Raw genomic sequence first — 20,154 nt, forward strand, 5'->3', positions numbered from 1 at the left:
CCACCTTTTGACTATCTCAAGTAATGAGTCGGGAATTCCCCGTGTCACCGGTATTGTCAATGCAACAGACCCGCTTCGATTATGATATCGCCCCGGCGTTGCGGGAGGATATCGGCCGCCTCATCGAGGTGGACCTTGCGGCTGGACAACTGTTCGCGCCGACGGGGCTGCTCACCAATGATGCGCTGCAGGATCATGTGCCGGAAGCCGTGATGCTGCAGGCCATCGAGGCAGGCGACCTGCTGAAAATCAGCACGCAGGGTGGCGCGCCCGCCGGCTTCGCCCTGATCTCCCAGCGCGGCGGAACGCTCTATCTGGACCAGATCAGCGTGCACCCCGATCATGGTCGCCGGGGGCTGGGCGGAGACCTGGTGCGGCATGTGTTCCAGATCGCCAAACAGCGCCGCCTGAAACAGGTCACACTTTCTACTTTTCGGGATGTGCCATGGAATGCGCCGTTCTATGGCAAGCTGGGCTTCCGCGAGATTCCGCGGAAAGACATGGCTGACTGGATGCTGGAGCTCGAGAAGATCCAGGCCGAGAGCCTTGACGTCTCGCAGCGCTGTTTCATGGTGCGTAAGATTGGCTGGTTGTAAGCCGCCGGATTTTGGCGCACTCACTGAGCCATGACCAAATTTCCTCAATCCTTCCCGAACACCCGTATGCGGCGCCTGCGCCAGTCGTCCTGGGTCCGCAGCCTTGTCGCCGAGAACACGCTCACCCCGGCAGACCTTGTCTGGGCCGTCTTCATCCATGATGGCGAAGGCCGCACGCCCGTCGGCAGCCTGCCGGGCATTGACCGGCTGAGCATCGATGAAGCGGCCAAGACGGCCAAACGGGCCGAACGTCTCGGCATCCCGGCGATCGCGCTGTTCCCCTATATCGGGCCGGAAGGCAAAGACGAGGAAGGCACCGGCGCGCTCGACCCGGACGGCCTCGTGCCTCGCGCCCTGCGTGCGATGAAGGATGCCGCCCCCGGCGTCGGCCTGATCACCGATGTCGCGCTGGACGCCTATACCAGTCACGGCCATGACGGCCTGCTGGACCCGGACGGCACCATCCCGAACGATGCGACGGTGGAGCGCCTCGTGAAACAGGCCCTCGCCCACGCCAAGGCCGGCGCAGACGTCGTCGCCCCTTCGGACATGATGGACGGCCGTATCGGCGCCATCCGCGAAGCCTTCGACGAGGAAGGCTTCACCAATATGATGATCCTCTCCTACGCTGCGAAATACGCCTCCGGCTTCTACGGCCCGTACCGCGACGCCATTGGCTCGGCGAAGTCCCTTCAGGGCGACAAGAAGACCTACCAGCAGGACCCGGCCAATTCAGACGAAGCCCTGCGCGAAGTCGCGCTCGACCTCGCCGAAGGCGCCGACATGGTAATGGTGAAGCCGGGTCTTCCGTATCTGGACATTGTGCACCGCGTCTCCTCGACCTTCGGCGTCCCGACACTCGCCTACCAGGTCTCTGGCGAATACGCCCAGATCATGGCCGCCGCACAGAACGGCTGGATCGACGGCGACCGCGTAATCATGGAATCCCTGATGTGCTTCAAACGCGCCGGCGCGAGCGGGATCATCACCTACTTCGCAGAAAAGGCGGCGGAAGCGCTGGGATAAGCGCGCCCGCCTCAGGCCCTCGTTTTACACCTGGTGCACCTCTGCAGGTGCCGCGCGTTGCCGGAACAGCAGGATCAGCATGATGATCGCGCCGCCCAGCACCAGCGTCGCCCCCACGCGGCTCAACTCAAGCCCGCCCTGCGCGTAGGGCTTGTCGAGGAAATCGCCCACGACCGCCCCGAGGGGACGCGTCAGGATGAAGGCCGCCCAGAACAGCGCGACCCGGTCGATCGACGTGCGGAACCAGGCCAGCGCGATCAGTACGAGCAGAGAACCAAATATGACCGAAGAGCCCAAATAGCCGAGCGGTCCATCCGCAATCCAGTCTCCCAGCGCCGTGCCGAGTGTCTGTGAAAAGGTGATCGTCAGCCAGTAGAAGACCTCCGCCCTCGGCTCGTGCACAGAGCTGACCGACACCGTGCCCAGCACCAGGCGCCAGACCAGCAGCGAGGCCAGTACGGCCGCCAGCAAGACCATCGCTCCTCCCGGATAACCGATGCCCATCGACCGCGTGGCAAAATCGGCCATGGTTGTGCCGGCGGTGGTCGAGGCGATGATGGTCGCCCAGTATAGCCATGCGTTGAACCGGCTGACGCGAATCTGTGCCAACACCAGAACCGCCAGGACGAGGCCGAATATCCCCGTTCCGATAAGATAGCCGCTTTGCCAGAATGACGTCGACGCATTGGCCGTGGTTTCGCCCAACCATGACATCGAGACGCTGTCGCCTGCCGTCTCGCCGAACGTCGTCGCGAGGATCTTGATGATCCAGAACCCGAGGGTAATTGCGGGCACTTTGGTCAATGCGGCTCTTTCAGTTTGGGTCACGCGTCGGCTCCTCGGTTGATCGTCATCCGCCTTCGCTGCTAGATTCGTCGCCCCGGGAAGCCCATAAGCAGGCGCTCAAAGCGGTCTTATTAAGCGGATGTCCTATGAAAAATGCTCCCCAGAGCGATGCCCGCCGCACGTCGCGGCTTCCGGAATGGTCGCTTGTACTTCCGGTGGCGCTCATGGCACTGCAGATCGTGGCCGCAGCCTTTTTCGTCGCCGATGGGTTTGAGGACTGGTTCGTGGCCGGCACGAATGGACTGAGGCTCGAACTGGCGATGGAGTTCGTGATCGCCGTGGGATTGCTGACGGGCGTGATCCTCAGTTCCCGAAATATCGTTCAGCTGACCCGCGATCTGCGCCGGAAGGAGCAAGCACTATCGCGGGCCCGTGGCGCTTTCGCCGAGCATGTCGATCTGCGCTTTAGGGAATGGGGTCTCACACGGGGTGAAGAAGAGGTTGCGCTCTTCGCCCTCAAGGGATGCGACGTGGCTGAAATCGCACGGCTTCGCGGCGCGGCCGCGGGGACGATACGGTCACAACTGAGCCAGATTTACGCAAAAGCGGGTGTGAGCAGCCAGGCGATGCTGGTCTCCGTGTTCATCGACGACCTGCTGGACCAGCCGGCATCCTGTAACAACCCGGCCAGTTCCTGACCGGCGTAGCCATCACCCCGCCAGCCGCTGGAAGTTCGCGAGCAGCATCTGAAGCGTCAGCTCTCGTGCCCGTCCCTCCGGTTTGCCGATCAGCTTTCCCAATGACGGGCCGAACAGGCCGACGCCGAGCGCCAGCGTCACGCTGAGCAGGATCATGTCTTCGGCGACGTCCTCCGGCACGCCGGCCTGCGAGATCTTCTTCTGCGCCACTTCCTGAACGGCTTCGCGCACGACGGTGAGGCGGCTCGTCTCATCCGTCAGTTCCAGCCAGGCCGCTAGGCGTGCAGCGCCCGGCGTCTCCAGCGCATCGAACAGCGTTTTCAGGCCGACGGCGCGGGCCTCCACCGGCGCGTCGGCCGGGATCTCGATCGCCATGATGCTGTCGACGAGGTCGCCGATCATCCGCTCCATCAGGGCAGTGTGAACGGCGCTGATGGAGCCGAAATGGTGCAGCACGGTCGCATTGGCGACGCCGGCCGCCTTGGCCACATCTGCCAGGCGCAGCAATTGCGGCCCCTGCTCCACCAACAGCTGCTCCGCTGCTGCCAGAATATTGGCGCGGGACTCTTCCGGACTGCGCCGGATTCTCGGGGTGTCGTTACTCTTTATTGACATTTTTGTCAGTAGTGTTATTTGTCAGCATAAGACTGTTGTCCAGATATTTCCTCAAGGTTCCTAGCACCATGACGACCAAGCGCACGCCTGAAGATGTAACGATTCTGCCCCGCGACCTGCATTTTGACATGGCCGCCGCCGACAATGGCCCCTGGCTGGATGGTGATCCGGTCGCCACGGCGGTCTTCAATGCCATGTCGCTGACCTTTCCGGATGGCGAGCGCATGTTCATTGACGCGGTGAAGGCCTACAAGAACGAAGTCTCCGGCAAGCTGGAACAGGATGTGAAAGACTTCATCCGCCAGGAAGCCATCCACTCGCGCGAGCACCACCTGCTGAACAACAAGATCGACCGGACGAAATATCCAGTGGACGCCATCGAGGCGAAGATCCGCGAGAAAGTGAAGTTCGCCTATGATGGTGGTCGGTTCCGTATGCTGATGGCAACGATCTGCCTCGAACACTTCACCGCCATGATGGCGGACCTGATGATGGACCTGGAAACCGATTACGGCCAGCTGTTCAGCAAGACCGACCCGGCGCTGGAACAGCTGTGGCGTTGGCACGCCATGGAAGAGACAGAGCACAAGGCCGTCGCCTATGACGTCTTCCTTGAAGCGACGAAAGACTGGTCGCCGCTGAAGCGCTATTACCGCCGCTGTATGTCCATGCTGATCATCACCAGCAATTTCACGAACAATATTGCCGGCTATGCCGCTGACCTGTTGAAAGCCGATGGCTATTCGCAGGAAGAGGCCGACCGCGCCATAAAGGCCTTCCTGTGGAAGAAGCCGTCCCTGTTCGGCAAGGGTTGGAAAATCTGGCTGTCTTGGTTCAAGCCGGGCTTCCACCCATGGGACCATGACAACCGCGAAGAAATGACGGCCTGGAAAGAAGAGTTCACGGCCGTTCCGGCGGAGTAATCCGCCGCCCGGGGATGAACAATCCGTAACCTGATCAGCTCCGCTGCTTCAGATACTGTTCATGTGGCCTGCCGCATCCAAATCCTGACACGATCTGCGCGTACGCCCCGGCATATGCGTAGATCAGCTCAGGAGCCCCGGATGATCCGTAGTCTTTGTCTTGCCGCCGCCATTTCCTTCACCGCCACCCCGGCGCTTGCCGAATCGCGTGCCGAACAGATCGGCAGCTGCATGATCCGGCACTCGACGGAGAACGATGTCGACCAGATGAAGCAGCTGATGCTGCTGGCCTTGCAGGAGAAGAAAAACGAAGCCACCACCGTAATGGCCAGCCTGATGCTGAAGGCAGGCCTGTCCGCCACGGGCAATTGCGGCGTGGGCTATAACGAAATCGGCACCCCGATGTTCGAATACGCCGTACGCATGTACGGCGAGCATCTCGGCACGGTTGTTATGGAGCGCTCCCTGGAATTCATGGACCTTCCCATGCGCTGAGGCGTCATGCTAGCCCTCACGCTTTAAGGCCAGAGGGGGCGAGTGATGAATTCTGCAGCGGCGACAACATCGGATGAGAAGTCCGCAGCGTGGAAGGCTTTCGGGCTGTTCCTCCTGCTGATGCTGGCAATCAGCTGCGTCTTCTACGCCATCATGATCACGCAGGGGGCCATGAACCTGCTCAGCGTCACGGGCATCATGTGGTCTCCCGGAATTGCGGCCGCGCTCACCTGCCTGATCCTGAGACGTCCGGTGGCGAGCCTGCCCTGGGGCTGGGGGGAATGGAAATGGAACTGGCTGGCTTACGTCCTGCCGATTGGTTACGGCCTCGCCATGTACCTGCCCGTCTGGCTGCTCGGTCTCGGCGGCAGCGGCTTTGGCGATCCTGAGGCACTGGCCAGTTTTGCCAGCTTCGTCAGCGCCAGCGAACCCCCGGGCGCCCTTGCCGCGGCCGGCGGCATCCTGATGACCGGCACACTCGGCATGGCGGCCTCCATGTCACGGGCGCTCGGTGAAGAGATCGGCTGGCGCGGCTTCATGATCTGGGAGATACGCAAGATCATGCCCTTCTGGGCGGTCGGCCTGCTGTCAGGCCTGATCTGGTCGCTGTGGCACTGGCCAGGCATTCTGTTTACGGATTACAATGCCGGCGAGGGAAACCAGGTGCTGCAGACGATCCTGTTCACCCTTTCGGTGATGCCGATGGGCATCGTCTATGCCTGGATCACCTTCCGCTCAAAAAGCCTGTGGCCCGCGGCGATCCTGCACGCGAGCCACAATCTGTTCCTGCAGCGGATCTACACCCCGCTGACGGCGCATGGCGAGAAGACGCTTTTTTATATCGACGAATTTGGCATCCTGCTGCCCATCGTCAGCGTGGTCCTGGCCGTCCTCTTCCTGTGGAAGGCGAAAAAGGACGGCCTGTAGAGCCTCAGGCGGCCGGTTTGATGTCGACCAGTTCGATGGCAAAGGTCAGGTCCTGACCGGCCAGCGGGTGGTTGGCATCCAGGGTCACCGTGGCTTCGTTGGCGTCCACGACAACAACCGGGATGACCTGGCCGTTCTGCGCCTGCATCTGGAGACGTGTGCCGACTTCGGTCGGGATCTCCGCCGGGATTTCGGTGCGCTGCACTTGCTGGCGCATGTCTGGATTGACCGGGCCGTAAGCCTGATCGCACGGAACGTTGACGGTTTTCTTGTCGCCGACAGCCATGCCCGGAAGGGCCGTGTCGAGACCGGGGATGATCTGTCCGGAACCGACCTGGAAGGCCAGCGGATCGCGTCCTTCGGAGCTGTCGAAGGTCGTGCCGTCGTTCAGCGTCCCGGTATAGTGGATGCTCACGGTGTCGCCGTTTTTGACTTGCGTCATGATAATTCCAATCTTTTCGGGTGTGTGGGTCATCAAAGGCCGCGTCGCTCTCGCGGGTGCTTTGGGGGTCTCACCCCCCAACCTAGAAGTTCAGGCCCGGATGTAAACCCGCCCGCCCCGCCTGCTTACAGCAGCTTGCGCATGTGGATCACGGTATTCCGCTCTCCGTTTGCACCGGTGTGGTGTTCGATATGGTAAGCCTCGTAGCCGCGGGCCTCATAGAGCGGGCGGCCAGGGACAGTGGAACCCAGCTCGATTGTCTTAAAACCTGCATTCCGGGCCGCGCCCTCTCCCCGTTCCAGCAGCAATGTTCCAAGGCCCTGACGGATCCAGTCCGGATGGGTGTACATGGCGCGGATTCGCGCTGCATCGGTTGCCGGATTGGAGAGCCTGTCGTCCCGCCCAGGTGAGTGGTCGCCGCCATACAGCGTCCGCCGCTTGCCCCAGCCGCCGCAGGCGACCATGACCGTTTCGCCGTCCACATCGGTTTCAATGACGAAATAGGTCCCGTCTGAAATCAGGCTGCGGTCGACACCCATTGTCTCCTGCGCGGCCTTGATTTCCGGTTCGGACAGGAACGCCCGCATGTTGACTGCGATGGAGGCGCGCATCAGCTCAGTGATCGCGGGAATATCGTATTCCGTCGCAATCCGCGAGCGGAATCGGGCTGGATCATTCATCTGAGTCTCTGCGCCTGTCTGTTTCGCACTACCCGATCGATACTTTGTTCCCGAGATCAAGATAAAGTATCAGCGCGACGGAGACGATCAGCACAAAGCCCGACAAAAGGGCATTCAGCAGGACAGCCCGGTTGGCATTCTTCTGTTCGATCCACGAGCGCGGCCGGATGCGGCGCAACCGGAAAACGATCAGCGCCGAAAGGATCAGCGCCGCCACGTTCAGTGCCAACAGCAGGCAGGCACGCAGGGCCAGCGCCCACTCGCCTGCCCCCATGAACAGGCCAACGGCTGCGCCCGGCGGCAGCAAGGCTGCTGCGACCATGACACCCACCAGCGCAGCAGACTGGCTACGCGTCAGCGAAAGCGCCGCCGCTCCGCCCGCCGCCATGGCAAGCGCCAGTCCGTCGAGACGGACCTCCGCGCGCGACATCAGCTCATGGCTCTGCAGGTCAATCGGCAGCAGGAACGACAGGAGCAGCGAACAGGCAAGCGCCGTGCCTATGCCGGCTGCAAGCGTCACCGTCGCCCGCTTCAGCATCGCAAAGTCGCCAAGCGCCGCGCCCATTGAAAAACCGAGCACAGGTCCAAGCAGCGGCGCAATCACCATTGCGCCGATCACGGCTGCCACCCCATCGGAGTTCAGGCCGATTGCCGCCACGATGGTGGAGAGCACCACCATGATGAAGAAATTCCGGTCAAAGCGCGCACCGCTTGCCACGTCGGAATAGATTTCCTCGCGCGTCGCCTGTGTTGATTTCGCCTCCTTGCCGGGTTTCGGCTCTTCCAGCTTCGGGGCCGTCGCCTCGATGGGAAGGATGGAGATACGCCAGCCATTCGCCCCTTCCAGGGCGGACTGGACATTGTCCATCAGCGTTTGTTCCACGCCTTCCCGGACGAAGACGGAAACCAGCCTGCGATCCTTCTGCTCCGTTTCGAGCACATAATAGTCAACAGGCTCGGACGCTTTCACCGCCCGGAGCACCACATCAAGGCGTTCATCCGCCCTCAGATGAATATCAAGCCGCCTCACCCGAGCCGTCTCATCGCTTCAGCCGGGCCAGCAGGCTGGACGTATCCCAGCGATTGCCGCCCATGGCCTGCACGTCGGCATAATACTGGTCGACCAGTGCGGTCACCGGCAGCGTCGCACCATTGTCGCGGGCCGCTTCCAGCGTGATGCGCAAATCCTTGCGCATCCAGTCGACGGCAAACCCGTGCGTGTAATGATCATCTACCATCGTCTTCCAGCGGTTCTCCATCTGCCAGCTCTGCGCCGCGCCGCCGCTGATCGCCTCGATCACGGCCGCGACATCCAGCCCGGCTTTCTCCGCGAAGTGCAGGCCTTCGGCGAGGCCCTGCACGATGCCGGCGATGCAGATCTGGTTGACGGACTTGGCCAGCTGGCCGGACCCGGCGCAGCCGATATGGGTCATCCGCTTGCCATAGGCCGCCATGATGGGCTGGGCCTGTTCGAAGGTCGGGTCGTCGCCGCCGCACATGATGGTCAGGGCGCCGTTGCGCGCGCCGGCTTCCCCGCCGGAGATCGGGGCATCCAGGAAATGCGCGCCCTTCGCCTTGCAGCGGGCATAGAGATCGCGCGCAAGGTCTGCCGAGGCGGTCGTGTGATCGACGATCACCATGCCGGCCGCCACGCTCGGCTCCAGCGCGGCAAAGACTTCGGCCACGTCCGGATCGTCGCCCAGGCACAGCAGGACGCATTCAGCGCCGAAGGCCGCAGAGGCCGGGTCCTTGGCCACTTCGCCCTTGTGCTGGGTCGCCCAGTTCTCGGCCTTGGTATGGGTCCGGTTCCACACCACGACCTCGTGCCCCTTCGCGGCGAGATGGCCCGCCATGTGAAACCCCATCACTCCGAGGCCAAGAAATGCCGTGCGTGCCATATCGATTCTCCAATTACGCCCGTACCAGATAGATCGAATTTCATCGAAATCCCACCGTCTGGCGTGACCTGACCTTCACCAAGGCCTGCTAATACAAGCAGACCACTCAGAAGGAGAGGGTTCGAGCGAGCAGATGGCTTATGCCACTTACTCTTCACAAGGCGCGGGCAGAATGCCCGTTGCGCCCGCCCGAAAGGCAGGCACCTGGAAGATGGCCTATGCCGACTTCCTGACCGCGCTCATGGCGTTTTTCCTTCTCATGTGGCTGGTCAGCGGCGTGTCCGCCGACGACCGCGCCGAGATTGCCGACTATTTCCATAATCGTACACCGGACGCCGCCACCGCCGTCTCAGTACAATCCGGCCCCTCGGCAGCGGATCGCGTGTTCAGCGCGCTCAGCGAAAATCCGGCGCTTGTTGCGGCAGGCGCCAGCGTGGTGCTGGCAAAAGAGGCAGACGGCATCCGCATTGACCTCGTCGACACGGCAGAGCGTCCGCTGTTCGACCGCGCCGATGGCCGCTTCACCGAATCCGGCCTAACCCTTGCCCGCGATGCGGCGGCCGCACTGGCCGGTACGACGGGTACACTTGTCCTTGAAGGCCATACCGACGCCTTCCCGAGCCTGACCCCCGGATACTCCAACTGGGAGCTGTCTTCGGACCGGGCGAACGAGGCCCGGCGCATCTTCGAGGCCGCAGGTGTCGCGGCGGAACGTATTCGCGGTGTGGCCGGTCTGGCCGATACTCGGCCACTCATCCCGGCTCAGCCCCACTTGCCCGTTAACCGGCGGGTCAGCATACTGGTCCAAGTAGAGGGTTAACGCCCTCCGGTTTCCGGGGGCCATACCAGAAAGTCCCGGAGCCCTGATGCTCGCAGAATTCCTGACACATTGGACCATGTGGGCGAGCCTTGGCGTCGTCCTGGCTGCCATTTGTTTCTACATGCTGGACCGCTGGTCGATGGAGCTGGTCTCCGTCTGCGTGATTGCGGCGCTGCTGGTCCTGTTCACCCTGCCCGGTGCGCATGGCGAAGACGGCACCCCGATCAGCGCGCAGGACCTGCTCTCCGGGTTCGGCAATCCGGCCCTGATCACCATCATGGCCCTGCTGGTCGTCGGCCAGGGCCTGTTCCAGACCGGCGCCCTTGAAGGCCCGACCAAGGCGCTGCTGTCCGGCTATGACCGGCGCCCGCGGATGACGCTTCTGCTCGCCTTTCTCGCCGTGTTCGGGATCAGCGCCTTCGTCAACAATACGCCGATCGTGATCATGTTCCTGCCGGTGATGAGCGCCATCGCCCACCGGATGAAGTCCTCGGCCTCGAAACTGATGATGCCGCTCAGCTTCATTTCGATCTTCGCCGGAATGACAACGCTGATCGGCACCTCGACCAACCTGCTGGCCGCCGAAGCCTTTGACCGGATCGAGGGCCGCCAGCTTGGCTTTTTCGAACAGTCACCGATGGGCCTCGTCCTGGCCGTCGCGGGCATGATCTATCTCCTGGTCTTCTCGCGCTTCCTGCTGCCGGTCCGCGAGGGCCTGACGGAAGACATCGCACCGACCTCGTCAAAGCAGTTCCTGACCCAGATCGAAGTCACGCAGGGCCACTTCCTGGAAGGCAAGAAGCCCGTCGCCGGCATGTTCACCGACCTGCCCGACATGACCGTACGCATGATCCAGCGCGGCGAGCGTGCTTTTCTGCCACCCTACGAGGACATCAAGCTGCGCCCCGGCGACCTTGTCATCGTGGCCGCAACGCGCGCGGCACTTCAGAATGTCCTCGCCCGCCAGCCGGACTTCCTGCAACAGGTCTGGCAGTCTGCCGGCGGCGACATGGACGAAAGCGGCCGCCCGCGCCGCCTGTCGCTGACCGAGGCGGTCATCGCCCCCGGCTCGCGCATGGTCGGCCGGACGGTCGAGATGCTGGGCTTCCGCCGCCTGACCCGCGCCGTGACGCTGGGCATCCAGCGCCGCAGCCGCATGATCCGCACCAAGCTAGGCGAGATCCGCTTGGAATCGGGTGACACGCTGCTGCTGTGCGGCCCGCCGGATGCCTTCCTGGAACTGCGCCAGAGCCGTGACCTGATCCTGCTGGAATGGTCACAGACCGAAATCCCGCTGACCACCAAGGCCCTTGCCGCGCGGGTGATCTCGCTCGCGCTTGTCATTTCTGCTGCCTCCGGCATCCTCTCGATCCTGCATGCATCAGTGCTCAGCGCCGTGGCCATGCTGGTCACAGGCTGCCTGAACTACCGGCAGGCCAGCCGGTCGCTGGACCTGCGCATCTTCCTCGTTATCGGCGCTGCGCTCGCCATGGGCATGGCGCTGGAGAAAACCGGCGCGGCCTCCTTCATTGCCCATGCCGTGGTCAATGTCGCGTCACCCTTCGGCACGCTGGCCGTTCTGTCGGCCCTGTTCCTGGCCGTCGCGATCCTGACCAATTTGCTCTCGAACGCCGCCACGGCCATTCTGTTCTCGCCAATTGCCCTCTCCGCGGCGCATGAGTTGAACGTCTCCGACCCGCTACCTTTCCTGCTGGCGGTCATTTACGGTGCCAATTGCAGTTTCGCGACGCCGATCGCCTATCAGACGAACATGCTGGTCATGGGTCCCGGTCATTACCGCTTCGGGGACTTCGTACGCTTCGGCGGACCGCTCGTTTTTGTGCTTTGGTGCGTGTTTACGCTCTTCGCCCCTTGGCGGTTCGATCTGTAAGTGTAGTGTCTAAAGCATGAAATTTACGGACTCGAAGATCCTGCCCCCCGGTCTGGAGCGTTCGTTGCGTTTTTACGTAACGAATCCCAGCCCTTGTCCGTATCTGCCGGGCCGCAAAGAGCGCAAGGCGTTCACGAATCTCTCGATCACCGAATCAGATCTGGTCCACAATCTGCTCAGCCAGTCGGGTTTCCGGCGCAGCCAGTCCATCGCTTACCGGCCGGCCTGCCCGCGCTGCAATGCCTGCCGCAGTGTGCGGGTACCGACGCGGGATTTCATCCCGTCCCGCAATGACCGGCGCGCCATGCAGCGCAATGGTGGCCTCGTGCGCCGCGAAGTCCCCGCTGAACCGACGCGGGAGCAATACGCCCTGCTGAAATCCTATGTGCAGACCCGTCATGAGGGCGGCGGCATGTCGGAAATGTCCTATCGCGACTATGCGGCCATGGTCGGCGGCAGTCCGGTGAAAAGCCATATCTTCGAATATCGCGACGGGCCAGAGGAAGACGCCTTGCTGGTCGCCTGTTCGATCACCGATGTGCTGCGCGACGGCTTCTCGATGGTCTACACCTTCTTCGACCCGGATCAGGAGGGCCGCGGACTCGGCCACTTCATGATCCTTGACCATATCCGGCTCGCGCAGGACCTCGGCCTGCCGCACGTGTATCTGGGCTATTGGGTCAAGGGCAGCCCGAAAATGGATTACAAGCGCCGTTACAAACCGCTCGAGGTGCTCGACGGAGACCGCTGGAGGCTGCTCCGCGACGACGAATGAGGTCCGTGAGAGACCGGGTCCGGGGCACCCTAACGGGTAATGGGGAAGGAAACGCATGATCAACAGACGTAACCTCGTTGGCGCGGGCGTACTCGGTCTTGGCGGCGCAGCAGCCGCCTTTGCCAATCCCAGCACAACGCCGCTCGCCGGCACCCCGGCCATCAGCCGCAACCGGCGCAAGCTGAACATGGTCACCACCTGGCCGAAGGGCCTGCCGGGCCTTGGCGAAGCCGCAGAGCGCGTCGCCCGCCGCATCATGGCCGAGACAGATGGCGTGATTGAGGTGAAGGTCTTTGCCGCAGGCGAACTCGTGCCTGCCTTCGAATGTTTCGACGCAGTCGCAAACGGCTCGGCCGACATGTATCACGGCGCGGAATATTACTGGACGGCCAAATCCACAGCCTATCCTTTCTTCACCGCAGTGCCCTTCGGCATGACGGCGCAGGAGATCATGGGCTGGATCGATTTCGGCGGCGGACAGGAGCTCTGGGACGAGCTGTCCGGCCAGTTCGGTGTGAAAGCCTTCCAGGCGGCAAACTCCGGCCACCAGATGGGCGGCTGGTTCCGCAAGGAGATCAACAGCCTCGACGATCTCGTCGGCCTCAAGATGCGCATTCCGGGTCAGGGCGGCGACGTGCTGCGTGCGCTCGGCGGCTCGTCCATCGCCATTCCGGGCGGGGAGATCTACCAGTCGCTGCAGACCGGCGCGATCGACGCGACCGAATGGGTCGGCCCGTGGAACGACTATTATCTCGGCTTCCACCGCGAGGCGCCCTATTATTACGGCCCTGGCTTCCACGAGCCAGGCTCCAGCCTCGCCTGCGGCATCAACCGCCGCGTCTGGGACAGTTTCTCCCCTGGGGAACAGGCTGTCGTCAAAGCGGCCTGTGAAAGCGTGAACCACACAGCGGTCGGCGAGTTCACCTATCAGAATGCCGTCCATCTCGACCTGCTGCTGCGCGAACATAACGTGCAGCTGCGCAGCTTCCCGCCGGAAGTTGTTTCCGCCATGGCCGAAGCGGCGTGGGACGTGCGGGCAGACTCCGGCAAGGACGGGATCGAGAAGCGCATCTATGACAGCTTCGAGAAATCGCTGAAGCTGATGCGCGGCTGGTCCACCATTTCGGACGGCGCCTATTACGCCGCCCGCGACGCGAACAAATAGCGGGTCGCCCCGTCATGGATCCGGCTTTCTTCCTTCATATCGGCACAATCCTGAAATGGGCGGGCATTGCGCTGCTGCCCCTCTTCCTGCTGCCGCTCATCACCCTCGTCCTGCCCAACCTGGTCGAAGGCATTTCGAAACGCGTCAGCGGCCTGATTGATGCGATCAGCGGTGTGGCCCTCGGCGGGGCAATTGCCAGCGCCTTGCTGCTGGTCCTGTTCCAGCTGTCTGTGGTCGTGCTGAGATACACCTATGGCATCAGCTTCACCTGGCTGAACGAGCTGGTGATCTACGCCTTCGCCGCGATGTTCATGCTGGGCTCTGCCGCAACCCTGCGCGATGACGGGCATGTGCGCGTCGACATCCTGCGCCCGCGCTTCGGCGCCGATGGCCGCAACTGGATCGAACTGGCCGGCATCTATTTCTTCCTCTTCCCGATCTGTATCCGTATCCTGACGACCGGCGAGCAGGGCCTCGCCCGCGCATGGTCGCTGTTTGAAGGCTCCACTGAGTCCGATGGCCTGCCCTTCCTTTATCTCTTCAAGACGCTGGTCCCGGCCTTCGCCGTGCTGATGCTGGGCCAGGGCCTGTCGGAAGCGCTGAAGGCAGCGCTGCGCCTGACCGGCAAGCTGGAGAACGAAGTTCCGGCCACCTCCGAGACGGAGAGCGCTCATGGAGCTTGAGATCATCCTCGCCCTGCTCATGTTCGCCAGTGCCATCGGCGCGCTGCTGATGGGCTATTCCGTGGCGCTGACGCTTGGCGGCGTCGCGCTGATCTATGCGCTGATCGGCATCGGCCTCGGCGTCTTCCCGGAACCCATGCTACGCTCCCTGCCCAGCCGCATACAAGGCGGCTCGATCATGCAGAACACGACGCTGATTGCCGTGCCCCTGTTCGTGCTGATGGGCGTGATCCTCGAACGCTCGCGCGTGGCCGAAGACCTGCTGCACATCGCCAGCCGCCTGCTAGGCAAGCTGAATGGCGGCCTCGGCTATGCGGTCGTGCTGGTTGGCGCGCTGCTGGCGGCTTCCACAGGCATTGTCGGCGCGACCGTCATCACCATGACGCTGATCGCCCTGCCGTCCATGCTGAAACAGGGCTATGATCCGCGCCTCGCCTCCGGCACCATCGCGGCCTCTGGCACGCTGGGCCAGATCATCCCACCGTCCATTGTGCTGATCCTGCTGGCTGACGCAGTCTCCAACGCGGCCAGCCAGGCCAGCCTGTCGAGCGGCGGCAAGTCGCTCGTCGTCTCGGTGGGAGACCTCTTCGCCGGCGCGCTGATCCCCGGCCTCATGCTGGTCGGGCTCTACCTTGCCTGGATCGCTTTCAACGCCGTGATGCGCCCCGCGCGCTGTCCGGCGGTGACGGTGGACGAGGACACCGCGCCGCTCACCCTCAAGGAAGTCGCCTTCGGCTTCGGCGCCCCGCTGGCGCTCATCTTCGCGGTGCTCGGCGCCATTCTCGGCGGTGTCGCGCCGCCGACGGAAGCCGCCGCCATCGGCGCGGCCGGCGCCATCCTCCTGGCAGGCCTGCGCCTCTCGCGTGAGACCAGCAGCCGCCTCACCCCAGTCATCATGGCCGGCCTCATCAGCCTGATCCTCGTCCTCATCGTGCGCAACACGATGGACCTTCGCCTCGGCGTGGAGGACATGAGCACCGCGAGCCTGGCCGGCATCATCGTCACGCTCATCGCCAGCCTGATCTTCTTCGCCGCCATCGGTTCGGGCCTGCTGGTGCTGCGCCGCGTGCGGCAGCTGATGCCAGCGCTGAAGAGCGCCACGCACATTACGTCGATGGTGTTCCTGATCCTGATCGGCGCCTCGCTGTTCAGCCTCGTCTTCCGCGGCTTCGGCGGCGACGACATCGTCAAGGACGTGCTGCACGCCATGCCGGGCGGCCGCTGGGGCGCCCTCTTGATGACCATGATCGTCATGTTCGTGCTCGGTTTCTTCCTCGACTTCATCGAGATCGTGTTCGTCGTCGTGCCGCTGGTCGCCCCGCCGCTGATCCTGCTGGGCTTCGACCCGGTCTGGCTGGCCATCCTGATGGCGCTGAACCTGCAGACCAGCTTCCTGACGCCGCCTTTCGGCTTCGCCCTCTTCTACCTGCGCGGCGCGGCGCCGCCGGAAGTCAGCACAATGCAGATCTGGCGCGGCGCCGTGCCGTTCATCATGCTGCAGCTGCTCCTGATCGCACTGGTCGCCACCGTGCCCGGCCTCGCCACCTGGCTTCCGTCTCTCATCGCCAAGTAATCCAACACGAAACAGGTCTCCCATGGGACAAGACATCGATCCGTTCCGCGCGATCACGATTTCCAAACGCGCGCATGAGCTGAAGGAAGAAGGCCGCAGCATCCTGCATATGGAGTTCGGCCAACCCTCAACGCCCGCGCCGAAGGCTGCCATCGCGCGCAGCCATGAAGTGCTGGACACAGACCCAATGGGCTATTGGGAAAGCCAGCCGCTGAAGGCCCGCATCTGCCAGCATTACAAGGATATGTATGGCGTCGACATCACGCCCGGGCGCCTCGCCATTACCTGCGGCGCCTCGCCTGCGCTGGTGCTGGCGCTCGCCACGGCCTTCTCGCCTGGCGACCGAATCGCCTTTGCCCGGCCCGGTTATGTGGCCTACCGCAACACGGTCCGTGCCCTGAATTTTGAAGGCATTGAGATCCCTTGCGGGGAAGACACGCGCTACCAGATCTCCGCGGCCGCGCTCGATACGCTGGACCCGGCGCCGCAAGGCGTCATCATCGCCAGCCCCGCCAATCCCACCGGCACGATCATTCCGGCCTCCGAACTGGCCGCCATCGCAGAAGTGGCAAAGGCCAAGGGCATCCGCATCATTTCCGACGAGATCTATCACGGCCTGTCCTTCGGACCGGAGATCCATTCCATGCTGGAATATGCGTCGGACACCTACATTGTGAACAGTTTCTCGAAATACTTCTCCATGGCGCCGTGGCGGCTTGGCTGGCTGGTTTCCCCGCCGGACATGGCGCGGCGTACCGGCGCCTATATCGGCAACCTCTTCCTCACCGCCCCGTCCCTGTCGCAGCATGCTGGCCTCGCCGCCATGGACGCGCGCGAGGAACTGGAAGGCCATGTCGAAGTCTACCGCCGCAACCGCGAACTGATGCTGGAGGCGCTGCCGAAGCTCGGCCTCGAAAAGATCGCCCCGCCGGACGGTGCCTTCTACATCTATGCGGATGTGTCCCGCTTCACCGACGACAGCCTCGCCTTCTGCCTTAAGCTGCTGGAAGACACTGGCGTGGCCACCGCGCCCGGCGTCGACTTCGACCCCGTCGACGGCAAGCATTTCATGCGCTTTTCCTTCGCCCTCTCGACGCCACAGATCGAGGAAGCGATCGATCGGCTGGTGCCGTGGTTCGGCGCGCTGTAGTCCGGCATAGTCACCTATAGTCTGTTATGATCATGATTGATCATGCGTGGTCATGGCGCAGCCGGATTTTGCCCTCTGTTGATCATTCCCCACCCACGTCACGCCCGATGGTTGAAAGCCATCTGGGCGCCCATCTCTGAAAGACGCGGCATGTGCGTCATTCCATGACGTACCCGAGGCATCGTCAGGAGATGGGTCCCCAGACCGCTGCGCAGCCGGGGATGATGCATGTGGAAAGCTATCCACCACCTGACGCGCCCAAACCTGCAACAATCATTGCCGCGAAAACAAACCCATCCGACACCTCCGTATTCGGATGTATATTGTGCGCCATGTCGCTCTTTCATCCACCCGAAGGCTTCCCGCCGCACCTTGTCATCTTCTGGCCGCTCGTCTGGTTCCAGCTCCGGCTGCTCGGCGCAGCGGTGCGGGCCGCCTATGGGAAGGACACGACCTATCGCTGGAGCATCACCCCGAACGGACGCGTGTTCCTGACTTGCATTCACTTCAGGCCGGAGGACAAGGCAGCGCGTGAGTGGCTGATACCGCGAAAGCATCTCAATGACCGCCTCGCTGCAGCCTGCGATGGCCGCGCAGCTGCGCCCGGCTACACCACCCAGTTCAGCGAGCCCCGCGATGCCGGCGTTGCGCCTGCCATCCGCCGCATCGCGCCAGCCTGTGCCATCAATTTCCCATTGCCGGAAACCTGACACGCAGCCATCGCCTGAAAACTCAGTCCCCCTACAAAGCGCCTTCACGGGCGTCGCGCGTGCTTGTCTCAGGGCTGGTTCAGCTGCCAGTTGACACCGAAACGGTCTGCGACCCAGCCGAAACGCTGGCTGAAGCCGTAATTATCGACTGGCATCATCACCGATCCTCCGTCTGAGAGTTTGGCGAAGGTCGCGTCCAGCGCTGCGGCATCGTCGAAATCCACGAACAGGGAGGTCGATGGCGTGAACGTAAAATCATGGACCGGCGGGCTGTCCACCAGCATGACATCATGCCCGGCCAGCCGCCAGTCGGCCATATAGACCGGGCCGTCACGCACGCTGGACTCGCTCTCCGGAAAAACCTCCGTGTAGAGTGCGAGCGCCTCGGCGGCCTGTCCCGTGAACATCAGATAGGTCGAGACTTTGACGATCATTGCGCCGCCTCGCCGCAATCATAGTCCGCAACCGCGCCGCCATCCGCGGTGCGCTCGATGGAGGCTAGCGTACAGCCTTCCGGCGCGGCGGCCTTGGCGGCGGCTTCAAGATCCGCCTCGGCGGGCGGGCCGGCGCTGGCGATGTTGAAATTCCCGTCAGTCTTCACCGTGAATTTCAGCTTGAAGCCCTGGCCTTCGGCCGGCGCAGCATAGAACTGGTAATTGCCGCCATAGACATTCTGCGGTGCCAGCCCGTTCCAGCTCGACGCGCTCCAGCTGCCGCTGCTGGGGCCGGCGGCGCAGCCGGATGCAAAGGCGGCGACAGTCAGGACTGCCGCCGCTTTGAGAAATCTGTTCATGGTCACCTCCCGTTTCACCGGGAAGCTAACACATCTACGTACCGGCTAGAACTTTACTTCTGGCGGAGTGCTGAGGGCTTCGCGGCCTTCGACGCCGACATCGAAGAAATCGCGGGATTCGAAGTTGAACATGCCGGCGATGATGGAGCCTGGGAACTGTTCGCGGGACGTGTTGTAGTCCTGAACAGCCGAATTGTAGAAGCGGCGCGCCGCGGCCAGCTTGTCCTCGATGGCGGAGAGTTCGTTCTGCAACTGGATGAAGTTCTGATTGGCCTTCAGGTCCGGATAGGCTTCGGCGAGGGCGAACAGCTTGCCGAGCGAGGCGGTCAGCATGCCTTCGGCCTGACTCATCTCGGCCGGCGTCGCGGCGCTCTGCGCGGCATTGCGGGCCTCGATCACCTGCTGGAAGGTTTCCTGCTCATGCTTGGCATAACCTTTCACCGTTTCCACGAGGTTCGGGATCAGGTTCTGGCGCTGCTTCAGCTGGACATCCACATCGGCAAAGGCCTGGTTGACCCGCTGCCGCTTCATCACCAGTCCGTTATAGATAAGGATGATAAAGCCGATGACGGCAACGATAATGCCAAGCGTGATGAGCATGTGTGTCCCTCCGGATATCCTTGCGTCTCAACGCCTAAACGCCGCCGCCGGATCGTGCAAGGAAAAGCGGGTCAGTCTTGCCGACCGCAGGGCAATTTGCGCGCTTGACCATCGGCACCGACTTGGCCACGCATGATTTATTGCGCAGGATAGGCACATGGCAGAATCTCCTCCACATTCCGACGAGTCCTACATCCACACCGAACACCACTATTTCCAGCGGGTTGGTTGGCTGCGTGCGGCAGTGCTCGGGGCGAATGACGGCATCCTGTCGACCGCAGGCCTCGTCATCGGCGTTGCTTCAGCAGAGGCGTCGACCGGCGCCATCCTGACGGCCGGTCTGGCAGGTCTGGTGGCCGGCGCAATGTCGATGGCGGCGGGCGAGTATGTGTCCGTCTCCTCTCAGGCCGACCTCGAGAAAGCAGACCTCGCAGTCGAACGGGCAGCCCTGAAAAGCCATCCGGAGGCGGAACTGGAGGAGCTGACCGATATCTATCTGAAGCGCGGCCTAACCCCGGAAACGGCCCGCGAAGTCGCCCGCCAGCTGACCGAGCATGACGCACTGGAAGCGCATGCGCGCGACGAACTCGGCATGAGCGACGCGGTCGCGGCCCGGCCCGTGCAGGCGGCATTCAGCTCTGCGGCCAGTTTTACTGTCGGTGCCGCCCTGCCGATCTTTGCCGCGGTTGCCGCGCCAGCTGGCCAGATCACACCGGTTGTGGCAGCCGTCTCGCTGGTCAGTCTCGCCGTGCTTGGTGCGCTCTCCGCAAGGGCGGGCGGCGCCAGCAAGCTACGCGCCTCTGCCCGCGTCGTCTTCTGGGGTGTTGCGGCGATGGTCGTCACCGGCGTCATCGGTCACCTGTTCGGAACCGTGGTATAGACTGCAGCCGGAACGGGCCAGTAAACGG

Annotated in this window: 24 protein-coding genes; 15 read left to right on the forward strand and 9 right to left on the reverse strand. The window is 62.9% G+C overall.

The features are described from left to right. The first annotated feature begins 59 nt into the window (after positions 1–59). Both HY26_RS03795 and hemB read left to right on the forward strand, forming a co-directional pair. Positions 60–596, forward strand: a complete 537-nt coding sequence (locus tag HY26_RS03795; protein WP_158531410.1) for a GNAT family N-acetyltransferase — start codon at positions 60–62, stop codon at positions 594–596. A 30-nt stretch (positions 597–626) separates the two neighbouring features. Next, entirely contained in the window at positions 627–1,622 is a 996-nt protein-coding gene (gene hemB, locus HY26_RS03800) for a porphobilinogen synthase (protein WP_112072952.1), read from the forward strand. 24 nt (positions 1,623–1,646) lie between these two features. Here the strand turns inward: hemB and HY26_RS03805 are convergent, their stop codons facing one another. Then, positions 1,647–2,450: a hypothetical protein gene (locus tag HY26_RS03805; protein WP_112072953.1), complete on the reverse strand. Its 804-nt coding sequence runs from the start codon at positions 2,448–2,450 to the stop codon at positions 1,647–1,649. Between the two features lie 182 nt (positions 2,451–2,632). Here HY26_RS03805 and HY26_RS03810 point away from each other — a divergent pair, with 182 nt between their 5' ends. Next, on the forward strand, positions 2,633–3,106 hold the full coding sequence (locus tag HY26_RS03810) for a hypothetical protein (protein ID WP_065383246.1): 474 nt from the start codon (positions 2,633–2,635) through the stop codon (positions 3,104–3,106). A gap of 12 nt (positions 3,107–3,118) precedes the next feature. Here HY26_RS03810 and HY26_RS03815 read toward each other — a convergent pair whose 3' ends face one another. Next, positions 3,119–3,721 carry a TetR/AcrR family transcriptional regulator gene (locus HY26_RS03815; RefSeq protein WP_034766269.1) on the reverse strand — a complete coding sequence of 201 codons (603 nt, stop codon included), beginning with the start codon at positions 3,719–3,721 and terminating at the stop codon, positions 3,119–3,121. A gap of 68 nt (positions 3,722–3,789) precedes the next feature. Here HY26_RS03815 and HY26_RS03820 point away from each other — a divergent pair, with 68 nt between their 5' ends. From HY26_RS03820 to HY26_RS03830, 3 genes are all read left to right on the forward strand, one after another. Continuing rightward, positions 3,790–4,644, forward strand: a complete 855-nt coding sequence (locus HY26_RS03820) for a metal-dependent hydrolase (protein ID WP_112072954.1) — start codon at positions 3,790–3,792, stop codon at positions 4,642–4,644. A gap of 141 nt (positions 4,645–4,785) precedes the next feature. Continuing rightward, positions 4,786–5,139 carry a hypothetical protein gene (locus HY26_RS03825; protein WP_034766267.1) on the forward strand — a complete coding sequence of 118 codons (354 nt, stop codon included), beginning with the start codon at positions 4,786–4,788 and terminating at the stop codon, positions 5,137–5,139. A gap of 45 nt (positions 5,140–5,184) precedes the next feature. Next, on the forward strand, positions 5,185–6,066 hold the full coding sequence (locus HY26_RS03830; protein ID WP_112072955.1) for a CPBP family intramembrane glutamic endopeptidase: 882 nt from the start codon (positions 5,185–5,187) through the stop codon (positions 6,064–6,066). 4 nt (positions 6,067–6,070) lie between these two features. On the opposite strand, the gene HY26_RS03835 is transcribed toward HY26_RS03830, so the two are convergent. From HY26_RS03835 to HY26_RS03850, 4 genes are all read right to left on the reverse strand, one after another. Continuing rightward, on the reverse strand, positions 6,071–6,508 hold the full coding sequence (locus HY26_RS03835) for a peptidylprolyl isomerase (RefSeq protein ID WP_034766405.1): 438 nt from the start codon (positions 6,506–6,508) through the stop codon (positions 6,071–6,073). 125 nt (positions 6,509–6,633) lie between these two features. Further along, entirely contained in the window at positions 6,634–7,188 is a 555-nt protein-coding gene (locus tag HY26_RS03840; protein ID WP_112072956.1) for a GNAT family N-acetyltransferase, read from the reverse strand. 28 nt (positions 7,189–7,216) lie between these two features. Beyond that, a complete protein-coding gene (locus HY26_RS03845; RefSeq protein ID WP_233351525.1) occupies positions 7,217–8,173 on the reverse strand; it encodes a TIGR00341 family protein in 957 nt (318 codons plus the stop codon). 55 nt (positions 8,174–8,228) lie between these two features. Beyond that, entirely contained in the window at positions 8,229–9,086 is an 858-nt protein-coding gene (locus tag HY26_RS03850) for an NAD(P)-dependent oxidoreductase (protein WP_034766264.1), read from the reverse strand. A gap of 172 nt (positions 9,087–9,258) precedes the next feature. Here HY26_RS03850 and HY26_RS03855 point away from each other — a divergent pair, with 172 nt between their 5' ends. The 8 genes from HY26_RS03855 to HY26_RS03890 all read left to right on the forward strand — a co-directional run bounded on the left by HY26_RS03855 (position 9,259) and on the right by HY26_RS03890 (position 17,853). Continuing rightward, on the forward strand, positions 9,259–9,906 hold the full coding sequence (locus tag HY26_RS03855; protein ID WP_034766263.1) for a flagellar motor protein MotB: 648 nt from the start codon (positions 9,259–9,261) through the stop codon (positions 9,904–9,906). 46 nt (positions 9,907–9,952) lie between these two features. Then, on the forward strand, positions 9,953–11,797 hold the full coding sequence (locus tag HY26_RS03860) for an SLC13 family permease (protein ID WP_034766262.1): 1,845 nt from the start codon (positions 9,953–9,955) through the stop codon (positions 11,795–11,797). Positions 11,798–11,813: 16 nt separating this feature from the next. Continuing rightward, positions 11,814–12,572, forward strand: coding sequence for an arginyltransferase (locus tag HY26_RS03865; RefSeq protein WP_051599907.1), 759 nt, complete (start codon positions 11,814–11,816; stop codon positions 12,570–12,572). A gap of 55 nt (positions 12,573–12,627) precedes the next feature. Further along, entirely contained in the window at positions 12,628–13,737 is a 1,110-nt protein-coding gene (locus HY26_RS03870) for a TRAP transporter substrate-binding protein (RefSeq protein ID WP_112072957.1), read from the forward strand. 14 nt (positions 13,738–13,751) lie between these two features. Further along, the gene (locus HY26_RS03875; protein WP_051599906.1) at positions 13,752–14,420 is read left to right on the forward strand and encodes a TRAP transporter small permease subunit; all 669 of its coding nucleotides are present in this window, start codon (positions 13,752–13,754) and stop codon (positions 14,418–14,420) included. Further along, positions 14,410–15,993 carry a TRAP transporter large permease subunit gene (locus HY26_RS03880; RefSeq protein ID WP_034766260.1) on the forward strand — a complete coding sequence of 528 codons (1,584 nt, stop codon included), beginning with the start codon at positions 14,410–14,412 and terminating at the stop codon, positions 15,991–15,993. Before HY26_RS03875 ends, HY26_RS03880 begins: the two co-directional genes overlap by 11 nt. Before the next feature lie 22 nt (positions 15,994–16,015). After that, on the forward strand, positions 16,016–17,143 hold the full coding sequence (locus HY26_RS03885) for a pyridoxal phosphate-dependent aminotransferase (protein WP_112072958.1): 1,128 nt from the start codon (positions 16,016–16,018) through the stop codon (positions 17,141–17,143). 332 nt (positions 17,144–17,475) lie between these two features. Beyond that, on the forward strand, positions 17,476–17,853 hold the full coding sequence (locus HY26_RS03890) for a hypothetical protein (RefSeq protein WP_146740172.1): 378 nt from the start codon (positions 17,476–17,478) through the stop codon (positions 17,851–17,853). A gap of 68 nt (positions 17,854–17,921) precedes the next feature. On the opposite strand, the gene HY26_RS03895 is transcribed toward HY26_RS03890, so the two are convergent. The 3 genes from HY26_RS03895 to HY26_RS03905 are packed head-to-tail and all read right to left on the reverse strand — an operon-like array spanning position 17,922 to position 19,246. Further along, a complete protein-coding gene (locus HY26_RS03895; RefSeq protein WP_034766257.1) occupies positions 17,922–18,287 on the reverse strand; it encodes a VOC family protein in 366 nt (121 codons plus the stop codon). Then, the gene (locus HY26_RS03900; RefSeq protein ID WP_112072960.1) at positions 18,284–18,646 is read right to left on the reverse strand and encodes a hypothetical protein; all 363 of its coding nucleotides are present in this window, start codon (positions 18,644–18,646) and stop codon (positions 18,284–18,286) included. Before HY26_RS03900 ends, HY26_RS03895 begins: the two co-directional genes overlap by 4 nt. 45 nt (positions 18,647–18,691) lie before the next feature. After that, entirely contained in the window at positions 18,692–19,246 is a 555-nt protein-coding gene (locus HY26_RS03905; RefSeq protein ID WP_112072961.1) for a LemA family protein, read from the reverse strand. A 157-nt stretch (positions 19,247–19,403) separates the two neighbouring features. On the opposite strand from HY26_RS03905, the gene HY26_RS03910 reads away from it, so the two are divergent. Further along, positions 19,404–20,126, forward strand: coding sequence for a VIT family protein (locus tag HY26_RS03910; protein WP_081813081.1), 723 nt, complete (start codon positions 19,404–19,406; stop codon positions 20,124–20,126). The last annotated feature ends 28 nt before the right edge of the window (positions 20,127–20,154 follow it).

This window comes from Hyphomonas sp. GM-8P, from assembly GCF_003263315.1.
Classification (GTDB): Bacteria; Pseudomonadota; Alphaproteobacteria; order Caulobacterales; family Hyphomonadaceae; genus Hyphomonas.